The organism is Levilactobacillus namurensis, assembly GCF_032197885.1.
Taxonomy (GTDB): Bacteria; Bacillota; Bacilli; order Lactobacillales; family Lactobacillaceae; genus Levilactobacillus; species Levilactobacillus namurensis_A.
On sequence record NZ_CP134159.1, the window covers coordinates 25973 to 40939 of the forward strand.

At 46.4% G+C, this 14967-nt stretch carries 14 protein-coding genes; 11 read left to right on the forward strand and 3 right to left on the reverse strand.

The window, feature by feature from the left end; genetic code table 11:
- The first annotated feature begins 118 nt into the window (after window positions 1–118).
- From yycF to rlmH, 7 genes are all read left to right on the forward strand, one after another.
- A complete protein-coding gene (gene yycF / locus RIN67_RS00120; protein ID WP_024747823.1) occupies window positions 119–835 on the forward strand; it encodes a response regulator YycF in 717 nt (238 codons plus the stop codon).
- Between the two features lie 44 nt (window positions 836–879).
- Window positions 880–2736: a cell wall metabolism sensor histidine kinase WalK gene (gene walK, locus RIN67_RS00125; protein ID WP_107739413.1), complete on the forward strand. Its 1857-nt coding sequence runs from the start codon at window positions 880–882 to the stop codon at window positions 2734–2736.
- The gene (locus RIN67_RS00130; RefSeq protein WP_265000297.1) at window positions 2723–4015 is read left to right on the forward strand and encodes a YycH family regulatory protein; all 1293 of its coding nucleotides are present in this window, start codon (window positions 2723–2725) and stop codon (window positions 4013–4015) included. The genes walK and RIN67_RS00130 overlap by 14 nt, the downstream gene beginning before the upstream one ends.
- 22 nt (window positions 4016–4037) lie before the next feature.
- Entirely contained in the window at window positions 4038–4892 is an 855-nt protein-coding gene (locus RIN67_RS00135) for a two-component system regulatory protein YycI (RefSeq protein WP_107739417.1), read from the forward strand.
- Window positions 4893–5025: 133 nt separating this feature from the next.
- The gene (locus tag RIN67_RS00140) at window positions 5026–5841 is read left to right on the forward strand and encodes an MBL fold metallo-hydrolase (protein WP_056944978.1); all 816 of its coding nucleotides are present in this window, start codon (window positions 5026–5028) and stop codon (window positions 5839–5841) included.
- A 133-nt stretch (window positions 5842–5974) separates the two neighbouring features.
- Window positions 5975–7351: a S1C family serine protease gene (locus tag RIN67_RS00145; protein ID WP_265000298.1), complete on the forward strand. Its 1377-nt coding sequence runs from the start codon at window positions 5975–5977 to the stop codon at window positions 7349–7351.
- Between the two features lie 530 nt (window positions 7352–7881).
- Window positions 7882–8361, forward strand: a complete 480-nt coding sequence (gene rlmH / locus RIN67_RS00150; RefSeq protein ID WP_107739419.1) for a 23S rRNA (pseudouridine(1915)-N(3))-methyltransferase RlmH — start codon at window positions 7882–7884, stop codon at window positions 8359–8361.
- Window positions 8362–8462: 101 nt separating this feature from the next.
- Here the strand turns inward: rlmH and RIN67_RS00155 are convergent, their stop codons facing one another.
- On the reverse strand, window positions 8463–9638 hold the full coding sequence (locus tag RIN67_RS00155) for an IS256 family transposase (RefSeq protein ID WP_313825919.1): 1176 nt from the start codon (window positions 9636–9638) through the stop codon (window positions 8463–8465).
- 175 nt (window positions 9639–9813) lie between these two features.
- On the opposite strand from RIN67_RS00155, the gene RIN67_RS00160 reads away from it, so the two are divergent.
- From RIN67_RS00160 to RIN67_RS00170, 4 genes are all read left to right on the forward strand, one after another.
- Complete coding sequence (locus RIN67_RS00160) at window positions 9814–10800, forward strand: ABC-three component system protein (RefSeq protein WP_265000487.1); 987 nt, start codon at window positions 9814–9816, stop codon at window positions 10798–10800.
- The gene (locus RIN67_RS13345) at window positions 10784–10960 is read left to right on the forward strand and encodes an ABC-three component system middle component 6 (RefSeq protein ID WP_369075932.1); all 177 of its coding nucleotides are present in this window, start codon (window positions 10784–10786) and stop codon (window positions 10958–10960) included. Before RIN67_RS00160 ends, RIN67_RS13345 begins: the two co-directional genes overlap by 17 nt.
- A gap of 94 nt (window positions 10961–11054) precedes the next feature.
- On the forward strand, window positions 11055–11984 hold the full coding sequence (locus tag RIN67_RS00165) for an IS30-like element ISLpl1 family transposase (RefSeq protein WP_313825885.1): 930 nt from the start codon (window positions 11055–11057) through the stop codon (window positions 11982–11984).
- 69 nt (window positions 11985–12053) lie between these two features.
- A complete protein-coding gene (locus RIN67_RS00170; protein WP_313826117.1) occupies window positions 12054–13769 on the forward strand; it encodes a DUF2326 domain-containing protein in 1716 nt (571 codons plus the stop codon).
- Between the two features lie 217 nt (window positions 13770–13986).
- On the opposite strand, the gene RIN67_RS00175 is transcribed toward RIN67_RS00170, so the two are convergent.
- Both RIN67_RS00175 and RIN67_RS00180 read right to left on the reverse strand, forming a co-directional pair.
- Window positions 13987–14259, reverse strand: coding sequence for an integrase core domain-containing protein (locus RIN67_RS00175; protein WP_313872930.1), 273 nt, complete (start codon window positions 14257–14259; stop codon window positions 13987–13989).
- A 56-nt stretch (window positions 14260–14315) separates the two neighbouring features.
- Complete coding sequence (locus tag RIN67_RS00180) at window positions 14316–14891, reverse strand: IS3 family transposase (protein ID WP_265000198.1); 576 nt, start codon at window positions 14889–14891, stop codon at window positions 14316–14318.
- Between the last annotated feature and the right edge of the window lie 76 nt (window positions 14892–14967).

Below are 14967 nucleotides of genomic sequence, written 5' to 3' on the forward strand. Positions count from 1 at the left end.
CTAATTCTAAATGAGTGACCCCGCTGACGGTGGTATCCTGACACCCAGCGGCCGGTCTGCCGGTAATCCTGCAATTACCGGATCGATTTGTACTTCCCTTAAGGAGGAAATTTTTAATATGCCTAAAAAAGTTCTAGTTGTCGATGACGAGAAGCCGATTTCAGATATCATGAAGTTTAGCCTGGAAAAGGAAGGTTACGAGGTCGATGTCGCTTACGATGGTGAAGCGGCCCTGCAACACGTTGAGGAAAATACGCCGGATCTGGTGATCTTAGACCTGATGCTGCCGAAGATCGACGGGCTGGAAGTTGCCCGGGAAATCCGGAAGAAGCATGACATGCCCATCATCATGGTCACGGCTAAGGATTCCGAGTTAGATAAGGTCTTAGGCTTGGAACTCGGGGCCGATGATTACGTCACCAAGCCGTTCTCCAACCGAGAACTGGTGGCCCGGGTTAAGGCGAACTTGCGGCGGCAGAACACGGCAGCCCACGCTCAACCCGAAGAACCTGAAAACCAAGACATTGAAATCGGGGATCTGACGATTCACCCCGAAGCCTATTCCGTATCAAAGCGGGGCGCGAACATTGAATTGACGCACCGGGAATTCGAACTGTTGCATTACCTGGCCCAACACATTGGCCAAGTGATGACCCGGGAACACTTGCTCCAGACGGTTTGGGGCTACGACTACTTTGGGGACGTGCGGACCGTTGACGTCACGGTTCGGCGGCTACGGGAAAAGATTGAAGATAACCCCAGCCACCCAACTTGGTTAGTGACCCGGCGGGGAGTGGGTTACTATTTGCGTAACCCTGAATCCGATCAGGCCTAAGCTAGCGGAAACGCTAAATCTGTGGCGGAGGAGTATGGAACTTCGTGAATAGCAAAATTAAGTTTTTTCAGTCGATTCATTTTAAAATCGCCTTAGTCTTTGCTTTGCTGTTGTTGCTGACCCTGGAAATCGTGGGGGCCGTTTTCGTACGGCAGTTGGAGCACCAGAACCTAACGACGTTTAAACAACAACAGGTGGTTCAAACCTATATCATGAACCGGTTATCGACCCAACTCACCGCGACCAATACCACTAAGTCTGACCGGCAGATCAAGGGGACGTTGTCCGAAATCAACAACACCAACAACGCCCAGATTCGGGTGATCGATAACAAGGGGACGATTCGGGGGACCAACGAAGCCGATAACCAAGGCATCGTGGGTCAGAAGACCACCGATAATGACATTAAGAATGCCATCTACAACAACCGGGACGTGGTACGCACCACGTACAACTCGCAGAATAATAGCCGTTACTACACCACGATTACCCGGCTGATCCGAACGCAGGGCAATAACAGTGAATTGGTAGGGGTTATTTACATGCGCTCCAGCCTTGACTCGGTCTACCAGAACATCAACCAGATCACGCTGATCTACGTCTCCGCGACCTTTGTGGCGATTATTCTGGGGCTGGTGATGGCCGTGATTATTTCCCGGGCAATTACCCGGCCAATTGACGAAATGAAGAAACAGACCCTGCGCATCGCCCGGGGGGACTACTCCGGTCACGTACACGTCTACGGTAACGATGAGCTGGGCCAACTGGCCAGTGCGGTCAATAACCTGTCCGTGCGGGTCGAAGAAGCCCAAGAGTCCACCGAATCGGAACGGCGACGGTTGGATTCCGTGATGTCCCACATGACCGATGGGGTCATTGCCACCGACCGGCGCGGGAACGTTACTATCATTAACGAAACGGCCGCCAGCTTCCTGGATACTGATGCGGACGATGCCGTGGGCAAGTCGATTCTGGACCTACTGGCGATTCGCCAGGATTACACCTTGCGGGAACTCTTAGAGGACCCCGATGACTTGGTCTTGGACTTCTCGACCAAGGAACACGACCTGATCTTGCAGGCCTACTTCTCGTTGATTCAACGGGAGTCGGGCTTCATTTCCGGTCTGGTCTGTGTCTTACACGACGTTACGGAACAACAAAAGATCGATCAAGACCGGAAGCAATTCGTCTCCAACGTGTCGCATGAGCTGCGGACGCCGTTGACCAGTGTTCGGTCTTACATTGAAGCCTTATCCGAAGGGGCCTGGAAGGATCCCAAGGTAGCGCCTGGGTTCTTGAAAGTGACCCAGGAAGAAACTGACCGGATGATCCGGATGATCAACGACCTGTTGACCTTGTCGCGGATGGATTCTGGGACGCAAAAGTTGAACTTGGAAATGGTCAACCTCAACGAACTCTTCAACTACGTGTTGGACCGGTTCGATATGATCATTGAACAGGACGACCAACCCAAGAAGACTTACAGTATCAAACGTGAATTTACGAAGCGGGACCTATGGGTCGAAATCGATACGGACCGCTTCACCCAAGTTCTGGATAATCTGATGAACAACGCCATCAAGTACTCACCAGATGGTGGGGTCATCACGTGTCGCCTGCTGGAGACCCATAACAACATCATCTTAAGTGTGGCGGACCAAGGCCTCGGGATTCCACGGGCCGATATTCCGCGGATCTTCGACCGGTTCTACCGGGTCGATAAAGCACGGTCACGGGCCCAAGGCGGAACGGGACTGGGTCTGGCGATTTCCAAGGAAGTCGTCCAGATGCTGGGCGGCCGAATCTGGGTCGACAGTCGCGAAGGGCGCGGGTCAACGTTCTACATTTCTCTACCATACAAGCCGTACGAGGAGGAGGATCTCTGGGATGAAGATAACTAAAGCCCTGTTGCCCGTCGGTTTGACCATTGCCGTGGTCATCAGTGTCACGTTGTCGGCGCTGATCTGGACCAACCCGGCGCAGTATGAGCGAAACCGGCAGCGCAGTTCGAATAATCCAACGACGGAGCTGAACACGCGGCCGCAGCGGGACGTGTATCTGCCGACTCAGGTGATCCATACCGATGCGACGGGCAAGCAACAACTGCTGAATAACCGGAAGATCAACCTGACCTCCGAGATTCGAACGGCAATGTCTGCCTGGCAGTTCGGCCACATCGCCCGCGTGCGCGATGTCTCGCACCAAGACTACATGGACTACGTCAGTCAGAAGAACAGTCTTCTGTTGTCGTACGCTAGTCCGGTCAACGTGAAGATCTTCAATACCGTCTTCGGGGCGAAAATCACCCGGAGCAGTAGTCAGTTCAGCCGAATCATGGTGCCACTCAACGATGCCCGCCACGTGTACTTGTTAGACGACCGCAATCAGGACGTCTACCGGGTGACCGTCAAGGATGCGTCGACTAAGCGCCTCAAGGCCATCTTACGGGAGAACCTGTTCCGGATGACCATCAACATGCAGTGGCTGAACGGCAGTGCCATGGCCTACATGCCGAATTCCGTGACGGTCCAGTCGTATAGTTATCTGGTCAACCACCAGTCGACCGATTACTTTACCTCGCGCTTGCTAAATAACGGGGAAGCGACCAACGTGACGGCCAAGAAGAACAAGGACAATACGGTCTATAGTGATGGGACGTCGAAACAGTTGACGGTCTATAACAAGCCGGGCATCGCCCTGTACGAAGATTACAGCGCCATGCAGACCACGTTGAGCTTTAACCAGCAACTGACCGCCAGTTACGACGCGGTCAAGTCGATGGGGATTCCGATGGAAAACCTGCGCTACTACGGGTATAGTGGGGACAATAATACGGTGACCTACCGGAGCTTCGTTGAAGGGTTCCCAATCTTTAACCAAAGCGATTACGGTGCGGCGCGGATTCAGATCCTGTCGCAGGGCGTCCGGCGGTATAACTTCTCGCTGTATAGCCTGCAGGTCCCAGTGCCCAACGATAAAAAGTCCATAACGTTACCGGGCACCCAAGCGGTGATTGACCAATTGACGGCCGCCGGGTATCGTCAGAAGAAAATCGAGAGTATCCAGTTGGGCTACCAGTGGGCAGCGTCGTCAGCCTCCGATAAGGTGGTTGATTTGACGCCGACCTGGTACATCAACTACGACGGCACTTGGAAGAACTACACACAACTCTTGAAATAAGGCGTAAGGAGGACGGTCTGGCATGGATTTTCGACGGATCGAATGGCTATTTTTAGTTGCGTTCATTGTCATTGATATTTTTCTGTTCGCGGCCTTTCAACGGGACACTAACAGTCAGTCGGATACGGCCTCGAGTCGGGCGTCGAATAGCGATACCACGATTGTCAAGGAGATGCGGGCTGATAACATCTCGTTTAAGTCGCCGTCTAAGAAGAGTACCGAGGGGTACTACGTGGCGACCACCAACGATGACGCCATCAAGGGTCAGTTGACCAGTCTGTCCGACCAGACCGTCAAGTACAATGATGATCTGATTACGTCGACCTTCAAGACTCCGATCACGGGCGTCGATACCCAGCACCCCAACCACACGTTGGATACGGTGGTGGCCAACGCTTCGTTGATTCTAAACGGGGGCGAGTACAAGTACAGTGCCCGCTTGTCGAGTCAAAACACGGTGGTCTACACGCAGCGGGTGGCGGATGGTCAAATCTACTCACGTTACGGTCAGCTGCGCTTCAGCCTGACCAACGACGGGAGTATCACTGGCTACACACAGGGCTACCTGAACGACGTCTCGACGTTGCGGGAACGGACGGCCATGATTTCGGAGCGTAAAGCGCTGATCTGGTTGTACCAGTATAATCAGATTCAAAACAACACTAAGGTCGTCTGGACCAAGTTGGCGTACACCCGCTACTTCACCTTGAAGAACAGCAGTGTCTACATCCCAACCTGGGTCATTGCGGTCAAACCCACCAGCGGGAACGATGCGGGGACTATGCAACTGAAGCACGTCAACGCCTTTACCGGAACCATCCTCACGTCGGATAGCAACGTCAAGACGGTCAGTGGGACGGCTACGGCCAGTGAATAGAAACAGCAGTGATACCGGCGGTTCTCGAGGGAGAACCGCTTTTTTAAATCAAGCGCGGCGCATGAATTGAGTTACAACCAAGCGCAGATGCGGTATCATAGCGGTATTAGGTTAAGAGAGGGTTCGATATTAGTTGAGTACGGAAGTAAAAGATGGTTTACGCATCAGTGTCCTATCCAGCGGCAGTACCGGCAACGTAACGTACATTGAAAGTCCGCACGAACGCCTGCTGATTGACGCGGGATTGAGTGGTAAACGAATTGAAAAATTGATGGGCGACATTGACCGGAGTTTGACCGACGTCAACGCCCTGCTGGTCACCCACGAGCATACCGACCATCGCAAGGCGGTGGGCATTCTCGCCCGGCGGTACGAACAGTTAGACGTTTACGCCAATCAAGGGACCTGGGATGCCATGGCGCCCCGGATCGGCAAGGTCGATCTGGCCCAAAAGCACCTCTTTGCGCCGGATACCGTCCAGACCTTTGGCGACATCGACGTGGAGAGTTTCTCTGTGTCCCACGATGCGGCGGAACCCCAGTTCTACGCGATTCACTATGAGGGGAAGACCTTCGTGATTCTGACGGATACCGGCTACGTGTCGGAGCACGTGGAAGGTGTGATCAAGAACGCGGACGCCTATCTGCTGGAATGTAATCATGACGTCGAGATGTTGCGGATGGGCGACTATTCCTGGCCGTTGAAGCAGCGAATCTTGGGCGACAAGGGCCACCTGTCCAACGAGGAAGGCGCCGACGTCTTAATGGATGTGCTGGGGAATCGGACCAAGCGGATCTATCTGGGCCACCGGAGTCTGCATAACAATATGCAATCGCTGTGTCATCTGACCGTGGCGTCGATGATGGAGAACCAGGACTTCGGGGTCGGTCACGACTTCGAGTTGCTGGATACTCAGCCAGAGCAAGCCACGCCCCTGGTGACACTGTAAGGGAATCTTTAGGACTTCCACAAACATTCATCAAGAAAAATTCACACTCACCCGCTAAAATAAGGGGTATAAAATGACGACTGGTCAAACCACCGGTCGTGAATGAGGAGGGTTAGCGCGAGCGCGCGAGAAAATGGCTGATAATAATAACAACGATTTCAATAACCAACAAAACGAGTCTAACCAGCAGACGACCCAAGGGTTTAACGACCAACAGGCGCCGCAGCAACCAAGTGACCCACAACCCAAGAAGAAACGGGGGTTGACCCTGACCAAGGTGGCCGTCACAGCGGCGGTTGCCGGGCTCTTAGGTGGGGGTGTCGCGTACGGCGGAATCAACTACTTGAATAACAGTGGGATCAACGATACGGCGGTCCCAGCCGGGACGAACAAGACTGGCAACACTAAGACCTCGAACGTGACGGTCAACGTGAATAGTCAGTCCACTAAGGCGTTCAATTCGGTCAAGGGGGCTATGGTCTCCGTGATCAATCTGCAGAACCAAAGCAGTAGTAGTGGGACCTTAGGTGAACTGTTCGGCCAGAGTTCCTCGTCCTCGGCGTCCAGTTCTAAGTCAGAATTGGAAGAGGCGTCGGAAGGTTCCGGGGTCGTATACAAGAAGGACGGCAATACGGCCTACATCGTGACCAACAATCACGTGGTTTCCGGGTCCTCCGCATTGCGGGTCGTAACCAGTAGTGGGAAGCAACTCCAAGCTAAGTTAGTGGGGAAGGATGCCGTCACCGACTTGGCCGTGTTGAAGGTCAACGGCACGTCGCTGAAGACGGTGGCGTCCTTCGGAAACTCCGATAAGATCAAGGTTGGCGAGACCGCCTTGGCGATCGGGTCACCACTGGGCAGCCAGTACGCAACGTCCTTGACGGAAGGGATCATTTCCGCGAAGAAGCGGACTATTGAAACCACGAACTCCGCAGGGACCCAGACCGGGAACGCCACGGTTATCCAAACGGATGCGGCGATCAACCCCGGGAACTCTGGTGGGGCGCTGATCAACGTCGGCGGCCAGGTCATCGGGATTACGTCTTCGAAGATTGCCAGTGATACTTCGGGAACCAGTGTCGAGGGGATGGGCTTTGCCATTCCGTCGAACGAAGTGGTCAACATCATCAACCAGCTGGTTAAGAACGGGAAAGTGGTTCGGCCAGCGTTGGGGATCACCTACGTTGACTTAGCCAATGTATCGTCAGACCAGCGGAAGTCAATCCTGAAGTTGCCAACTAGTGTGACCAACGGGGTCGTGGTGATGAGTGCTAACTCGGGCTCCCCGGCGAAGAAGGCCGGCTTGAGTAAGTACGATGTTATCACCGAGATGGGCGGTCATAAGATCAGCGACCAGTCCACGTTGCGAGACATTTTGTACAAGTACAAGTTAAACGATACGGTCTCCATGACTTACTACCATAACGGTAAGAAGAAGACCACTAACGTGAAGTTGACGGAGAGCTCTTCACAATTGAAGACTACGACGAATGAAAACTCGGCCAGTTAAGCTGGGTAGCGAAAAAGCGTCGGGACGGAGGTCCCGGCGCTTTTTTGGCGTGGTGTGATGAAAAGCCGAAGAATTGCGCGGTGGTGTGGGGAATGAAAACGGCGCCAGTGGTCGGCCAGCCGAACGAAATGTTAGCGGGGACGGGTGGTGATTCAGGCCCAAAAGTAATTGGCAAAATGGGCTGTGGATAACTTGGGGATAACCGATGAGTTGTCCGCAAGGGAATTTGATAAACGGGGTGGCACCGGCAACTAAAGCGGGTGCAAAAGTTATCCACAGGTTGAGGTGGTGCCGGTGGATAAAATAATTTGATACCCCAGAGGGTACTATGAAAAGGCGTCGTAGCAGGGATTAAGGTGACTTGTCACGAACGGGTGTTTCGGGGTATAATTGTGGATAACTAAAAAGGCATTGACATTTTGCGAAAAAATAGATGTGGTAGGGCGGAATTACCGACCCCCAATATCTAGGAAAAAAGATTGTGCACCTGTGGATAACTTTGTGGACAACTTGTGGATAGGAGTAGAGTTATGAACATCAAATTTGTGGTGGTAGGGAAGTTAAAGGAGAAGTACTTCAAACAGGGAATCGCGGAATACGCTAAGCGGCTGTCACGGTTCTGTAAATTCAGTATCGTAGAAGTTCCTGACGAAAAAGCGCCGGAGAGTTTATCTCAGGCGCAGATGGATCAGGTGATGCAGGCGGAAGGTGACCGGATCCTGGATAAGATCAAGGACCGGGAGTACGTCTATGCGTTAGCGATTTTGGGGAAGGAACGCTCGTCAGAGGAGTTTGCCAAGGAGCTGAAGGACCTGACCACCTACGGCCATTCAGACATCACGTTCGTCATTGGAGGCTCCCTAGGGCTAGCACCAGAGGTTCTGAAGCGCGCGAACACCCAGATTTCCTTCGGCCGCTTCACCTTGCCCCACCAGTTGATGCGGCTAGTGTTGACGGAGCAGGTGTACCGGGCGTTTATGATTAATGAGGGGTCGCCGTATCATAAGTGAGGCGGTAATTAGGGTAAAATTATATGTGGTGGTATTATGAACGGTAGCGTCAAGAATCTTGTGTAAATGAAATGCCTTCGTACATATAATATGTATCTAACTTAAATAAATGATGCTTCCAAGGTGTCCTGTAGTCCTTTGAACCCTCGGTGGATCCGCTTCAGAGACTTCTCGTTATAAACATTAAACTGAGAAACCAGGAAGCGATCCAGTGAATCTTCCGTTGGAAATTGTTCTTTGTGGTGGGTGGTGCGCTTGAGATGCTTATTAAAGTTCTCAATCAGGTTAGTGGAGTATAGTGATTGCCGGATAGCTGGTGGAAAGTCCATGAAAGTGAGTAAATTCGGCATTTTAAGCAGATCTTTGATTAATTTGGGATAGGTCTGATGCCAGTTGTTGGCGAACTCATTCAGTTTCAGTTCGGCTGCTTCACGGTTGGCGGCCCGATGAACTTGTTTAAAGTCACTGATCACGGCCTTGCGGTCTTTCACACGAACTTTGTTCATCAAATTACGCCCAACATGAACCAGGCAACGTTGTCGTTTAGCTTTGGGAAAATGCCGATTTAAGCCTTCATCCAAACCAACTAAACCATCGGCCACAAACAACAGCACATCTTTGACACCTTGCTTAATCAGGGTTCCCAGCAGTTCAGTCCAGATTCCAGTCGATTCCGTTGGCGCCACTTGGTAGTTCAGCACTTCTTTCGTACCATCTGGACGAATGCCAATCGCAATATGAACGGCTTCTTTTTGAACGGTATCCCGCTTTAACGGCAAGTAAGTGGCATCTAAGAAGATGGCCGCATATTGTGAAGCCAGTCGCCGTTGCTGGAAAGCTTGAACCTGTTCATTGACGGCTTTAGTCATGTTGGAAACCGTGGCTTTGGAGTAGTGAGCACCGTACATTTTCTCAATGAGTTCGGCAATTTCAGCAGTGGTAATTCCCTTGGTATACAACTGAATGACCGTTGTTTCTAAATTATCACTGTGCCGACCGTAGGCTGGCAAGGTATGATTTTCAAACCGGCCATTGCGATCTCGAGGAATGGTTAAGCTAAGTTGGCCGTACTTCGTATCAAACGAGCGCTCATAACTGCCGTTGCGGTTATTACCAGTGTTAATCCCAGCGTATGAGTAGCGTTCGTAACCCAAAAACTCTGCCAATTCGGTTTGAAGCAGCTGGTTAATCGCAATTTCGAGGTGGTGACGAAAAACTTCGTCCAAATCTTGCTTTTGGGCTAGTGCAGCGATAATTTCTGTGGTAAGTTCATTCATGGGGAATGCCTCCTGTGATGTTTTCTGTGGTTACTAAATATCATAAGGGAAGGCATTCCCTATTTCTATACAATTCAGAAATCTTTTATGCATTTACACAAGATATTTTACGCTCTCTTATGAACTAACGAGTTAAGCTAGCATATTTAATTACATAACTTAGGGGTTTTTTTAAATGAATCAGAGAAAAATATATTTTGACTACATTAAGAAAAAACTGGTTTATTTAGCTACGGATGTTGAAATTAGCGGAAAATTGAATCTTCTTGACGGTAACGTATTTGCTGAATCGTTTTATAGAGACTTCCTTAATTTACTAAATAATTGGAATTTACGTGAAGCAAACGAGTTGACATCTAATTATCCTGCGATAGATTTAGTTGATGATACAAATAAGATTGTTATTCAGGTAACTTCAAATGCGACTAGTACGAAAGTGAAACATACTTTAAGTCGGAGCGGAATTTCGAAATATACAGGATATCGTTTATGTTTCTTATTTATCGCAAAGAGTGTAGATTTGTTAAAAAACAAAAGCTTTAGTAACCCATATAATCTGTTATTTGATCCAGCAATTGATATTATGAGCATTACTGAGGTTTTGAGAGGATGTTTAGGTGCTAAAATTGAAATTCTCTTAGCACTAAATGAGCTTTGCCATCGTGAATTTGATCCAGGGGAGTTACGCCCTGTAAAAACTTCTTTAATTTCGGAAGTTCTGTTAAGTATTTCAAAAATACAAATAGAAACCTCTCCGAGTTATCGTACACCACGACCGTTTGATATACCTCAAAAAATTCGTTTTAATAATTTGGAGATTTTGCAAAAAGGGACAATTGATGATTTAAGCAGATTTAATCCTAAACTGGATGATATATATAATTCGTTTGAACGTGAAGGGACAAAAGAGGCTGTTATTTTTCAGAAATTAATTTCGTTGTATCAAAGTCAGAAGATTAAGTATCCTGATAAAACCTCTGCTGCTATTTTTTTATCCATGGTTAGTGATCTAGTTACATACATTAACATGAGTAGTAATTTGGATGAATCTCTGTCTATGGAAGATAAGGAATATTATTGTCGGGTGATCCTAGTAGATGCATTTATTCGATGCAAGATATTTGAAGATCCGGAGGGGTACAGTTATGATTCTACCGAATGATACGAAACCTAAAACAAGTCTGTACTATTTAGGCGGTATTATAATACAGGAGTTACAAGCTAATAAAAATACGAGTATCCCTTTTTTGGATCTTTATGAGAGAGTGAAGAGACAACAGAATATTTCAATAAAAGTATTTTCAATGACGTTAGATTGGTAGATTGTAAAATTAATCCGAACGCTGTTCGGACAAAAAAGATCAGCTTCCTTTAAAATGGTGTTTACCACAAACCCATCTTTTAGGAGCTGATCTTTTGTCTAGTATAACCTATTCCGAACGAATTAAAATCGAAACCTTTTGTGAACTAGGGCTGTCCAATATCCAAATGGGCGTTCGGCTGAACCGATCACCGTCAACAATTTCTTATGAATTATCTCGATGTCAACCTTATCAGGCTGAATTAGCACAAACAGATGCCGAATACAAGCGATCACGATGTGGTCGGAAAACTAAGCTGAGCGATGAGTTAAAGCAAAAAATTCTCAACCATTTACGTCTAAGCTGGTCACCAGGAATGATTGCTCACGAATTTAAACTAGCTACTAAATCTATTTATAATTGGCTAAATCAGGGGAGAATTGATTTCTCCTTGAATGATCTACCTGAACATGGCGTACGCCAACGGCGTAACGTTGACCAACGATCCAAATATAATCAATCTTTGGGGCGATCAATTGAACAGCGTCCCATGATGATTAATCAACGTAATCGCATCGGCGATTTTGAACTAGATACAGTCGTTGGTCCTCGTGGGCATAGTAAGGCAGTTTTATTAACTTTAATCGATCGAAAATCACGGTTCCTTTGGGCATATCGGTTAAAGGACCGAACGACAGCGAGTGTTAATGAAGCACTGACTAAGTTCCTAACCACTTTTAATGGACCGGTGCACAGTTTTACTGTGGACCGTGGTACTGAGTTTAGTGGGCTAGTATCATTTGAATCACAATATGGTATTAAGACCTATTACTGTCATGCTTATACGCCAGCTGAACGTGGTAGTAATGAACGCTTTAATCGGAATTTACGTTATTTTTATCCTAAGGGGACTCGTTTTGAGCACATTAGTGCTCAAGATTTAACGACGACGTTACTCCAAATTAACCAGCGACCGCTTAAAATACTTGACTGGAAAACACCGTATCAGGTTATGCTGACCAATTTGTCCAAAAATTCGGATTAAATTTGCAATCTACCGATTGGTTATATTTAATATCGGTAGTTGAAGTGGACGCAAAGGGGGAAGTGCATTTTGTTCATTAATTGTCTTGAAGTTATTTCCTCTGGAGAAGTAATTAGAAAGATTAAGTTCCATAGAGGATTGAATTTAATTGTTGATAAGACTGTAGGTATAGAAGATGATGAAAAAACAAAAACAGGGAACGGGGTAGGTAAAACTACTGTTCTAAGATTAATTGATTTTTGTCTTGGGAAAAGTGCGGCTGTAATATATACGGATCCGGAGTCTAAAAAAGTAATTAAATCCTTGAAAAAAGAGTTAGAATCTAGAAAAGTCTGTATACGATTAACATTAAGTCCTAATGAAAATAAAACTGAGTTCAGAAAATCGTCATATGTTATTGAACGTAATTTTTTATTAGGAAAACGGAAAATTCAAAGAGTTAACGGAAAAGATATTAGTGATGCTCGCGATATTCCCAAGGAGATAGGACATGACTTATTCGACATAGCTGTAGAAAATAAACCCACTTTTAGACAGATAATTGGACGATCAATGAGAATTGATTCGCCTGCCATTAATAATACATTGAAGTATCTGGGAACCTATCCAAAGAAGCCAGAATATGAAACACTATTTCTTTTTCTCTTTGGAATAAATCTTCCTGATCGGACTCCTATTGTTGAAAATTTAAAATCAGAAAAGAAGTTCTTGAATCGTATAGAATCTACTCCGTTATCTCAATTAGAGCTCGAACTTGAAAAAATTAAAGATGATATAGAAAAGGTAAATGAAGAACGAAGTAATTTGAATATTGATCCTAAGTATGAAGAAAAAATAACAGAACTTAGTAGATTGAGGTATAAATTTGAAGTTCATCAGGATAGATTGAGTAATTATCAGTTACGAGTTAATTTGATAAGAGATGCTCAGAATCAGATAGAAAGTGGCAAATCTACTATCGATATAGATGATTTAAAACTTTTGTATCAAGAAGCAGAGGCTTATGTTGACAATCTTCAAGTGAACTTTCAACAACTTGTAAATTATAATAACAAAATGATAGAAAAAAGGATTAAGTTTGTCGGAAAAGATTTACCGAATATACAAGAGCATATTTCTGCTGAGAATATGGAATTAAGGGAGTTAAGGAGAAACATAGATGAACTAACTGAATTTATGTCTCGTACTGATGCAAGCAAAAGACTTGATAAGCTGTCAGAACAGCTAGGTGTGTTGCATGAAGATAAGGGGAAGACGGTAGAAAAAATAGAGCAAATAGACAAATCAAATAATAGAATTCAAGAATTAAATAAAAACCTAAAAGAGGTGGATCAATCGTTCTTTTCGAGTGAAACTAAGGTAAAAATAAATAATCAACTTTCAAAATTCAATAAATATTTCGCAAACATATCTCAGCAGTTATACGGTGAACAGTATGGTGTAGCTTTTGAGGTTAAGGAAAGAAATGGTCAAAGAAACTATGATTTTTATGTGTTTGCATATAACAATTCAAGCAGTGGAAAAAAACAAGGAGAGGTAGCTGCTTTCGATATTGGATATATATTATTTGCAAGGCATGAGCAGATACCAGTTCTTGACTTTGTTTTGTATGATAAAAAAGAATTAATGTACGGTGGCCAACTTCTGAAAATTAGTGAAGAGGCAGAGCAAAATGATATACAGGTGATTTTTCCAATATTAAGTGATAAGTTACCTGAGAAGTTAAATAATGATGATAATATTGTTCTGTATCTTTCTGAAGATGACAAATTATTTAGATTCTAAGCTGAACGATGATTGAAATTTTGAAGGAGTACACGAAGGGAACGTCCAAAGCGGGCGTTCCCTTTTTACATGGCCGGACAGTGGTGTTTGTTCTGTGATGCGGGATTGCGGGAGAATTGCGGGGTGACAAAGTGCTTGGTGTGATGAGGATGGCGACTAGTTGACCCGTTTTTCCGTTAGTATTTAGTATTATTTATATAGGTTTTGTTTTATGTATTTATGTCTTACTCGCTTTTTCAGCGGGTTTTAGGGGTATTGTTGATGTGATTATGTTTATGGACAAAAACTGGCGGGGCTGAAGTGAACCCTTAAAATTGGACAACTTTATTAGGCTGCTTTTTGGACGGCGATTGTAGAAGTCGATCCATTCGGTCATCGCTTGAATCAGCTCGTCTTTGGTCTTGAACTGTTCATCCATGACCTCGACCTTCATGATGTGAAGGAACGACTCCATGGCGGCGTTATCCAGACACGTGGCCTTACGTGACATACTTTGAAAGACGTAGCGTATTGCGCCAGTGACGATGCTGGTACTGAAATCCTTGGTCAGTGTGGCGTTGTTCGATGACCCAACGTTGGTAGGTGTTCTAAAGCCTCTTTTAAGGGCTTTAAGGCGAATTCAACGGTGGGGTGATCACTAATGGTGAATGCTAAAATCTCACCGTTGTAGAGGTCAAGGACGAGCTCTAAGTAAACGCGTTCGCTTTGGCTTTTATTCCCGTATCGGAATTCACTGACATCGATAACTAACTTTTGGTACGGTCGATCAGTTTTGAAGCGTCGGTTAAGCCGGTTAGGCGCGATAACCCCAACCGTGCCTTTGTAAGAATTATATTGACGTTTTTGCCAATTATAAGCCTGACACAACCAGTTTTTCTCGCGCATGATTCGCAAGACGCACTTATGATTGATTTTGAAACCATATTCATTACGCAACGATTCAGTTATGCGCCGGTATCCATACTTTCGCGTGTACTTTGGATCCTGTCGCCGAATTTCATCAATGGCTTGGATAACTTGAGAGTCGTCCAATTCATGACCACGATGTTCCTTGGCATAATAGTACGTACTGCAGGGTATTTGAATAACTTTAAGAACCATTTTGATGGGAACTTGAAACATCTGCCTTAACTCGTCTACTAGTTCGATGAGTTCGTGTGCTTTGATTTCTCCCGTGCTAAGGCATCGAGTTTTTTTA

Bases quoted from the DNA above. Each gene is read 5' to 3' on its own strand.
- yycF (WP_024747823.1), top strand. From the start codon at position 119: ATGCCTAAAAAAGTTCTAGTTGTCGATGACGAGAAGCCGATTTCAGAT.
- RIN67_RS00175 (WP_313872930.1), bottom strand. From the start codon at position 14,259: ATGTCACGTAAGGCCACGTGTCTGGATAACGCCGCCATGGAGTCGTTC.
- RIN67_RS00155 (WP_313825919.1), bottom strand. From the start codon at position 9,638: ATGAATGAACTTACCACAGAAATTATCGCTGCACTAGCCCAAAAGCAA.
- RIN67_RS00180 (WP_265000198.1), bottom strand. From the start codon at position 14,891: ATGTTTCAAGTTCCCATCAAAATGGTTCTTAAAGTTATTCAAATACCC.
- RIN67_RS00160 (WP_265000487.1), top strand. From the start codon at position 9,814: ATGAATCAGAGAAAAATATATTTTGACTACATTAAGAAAAAACTGGTT.
- RIN67_RS13345 (WP_369075932.1), top strand. From the start codon at position 10,784: ATGATTCTACCGAATGATACGAAACCTAAAACAAGTCTGTACTATTTA.
- RIN67_RS00145 (WP_265000298.1), top strand. From the start codon at position 5,975: ATGGCTGATAATAATAACAACGATTTCAATAACCAACAAAACGAGTCT.
- RIN67_RS00135 (WP_107739417.1), top strand. From the start codon at position 4,038: ATGGATTTTCGACGGATCGAATGGCTATTTTTAGTTGCGTTCATTGTC.
- rlmH (WP_107739419.1), top strand. From the start codon at position 7,882: ATGAACATCAAATTTGTGGTGGTAGGGAAGTTAAAGGAGAAGTACTTC.
- RIN67_RS00130 (WP_265000297.1), top strand. From the start codon at position 2,723: ATGAAGATAACTAAAGCCCTGTTGCCCGTCGGTTTGACCATTGCCGTG.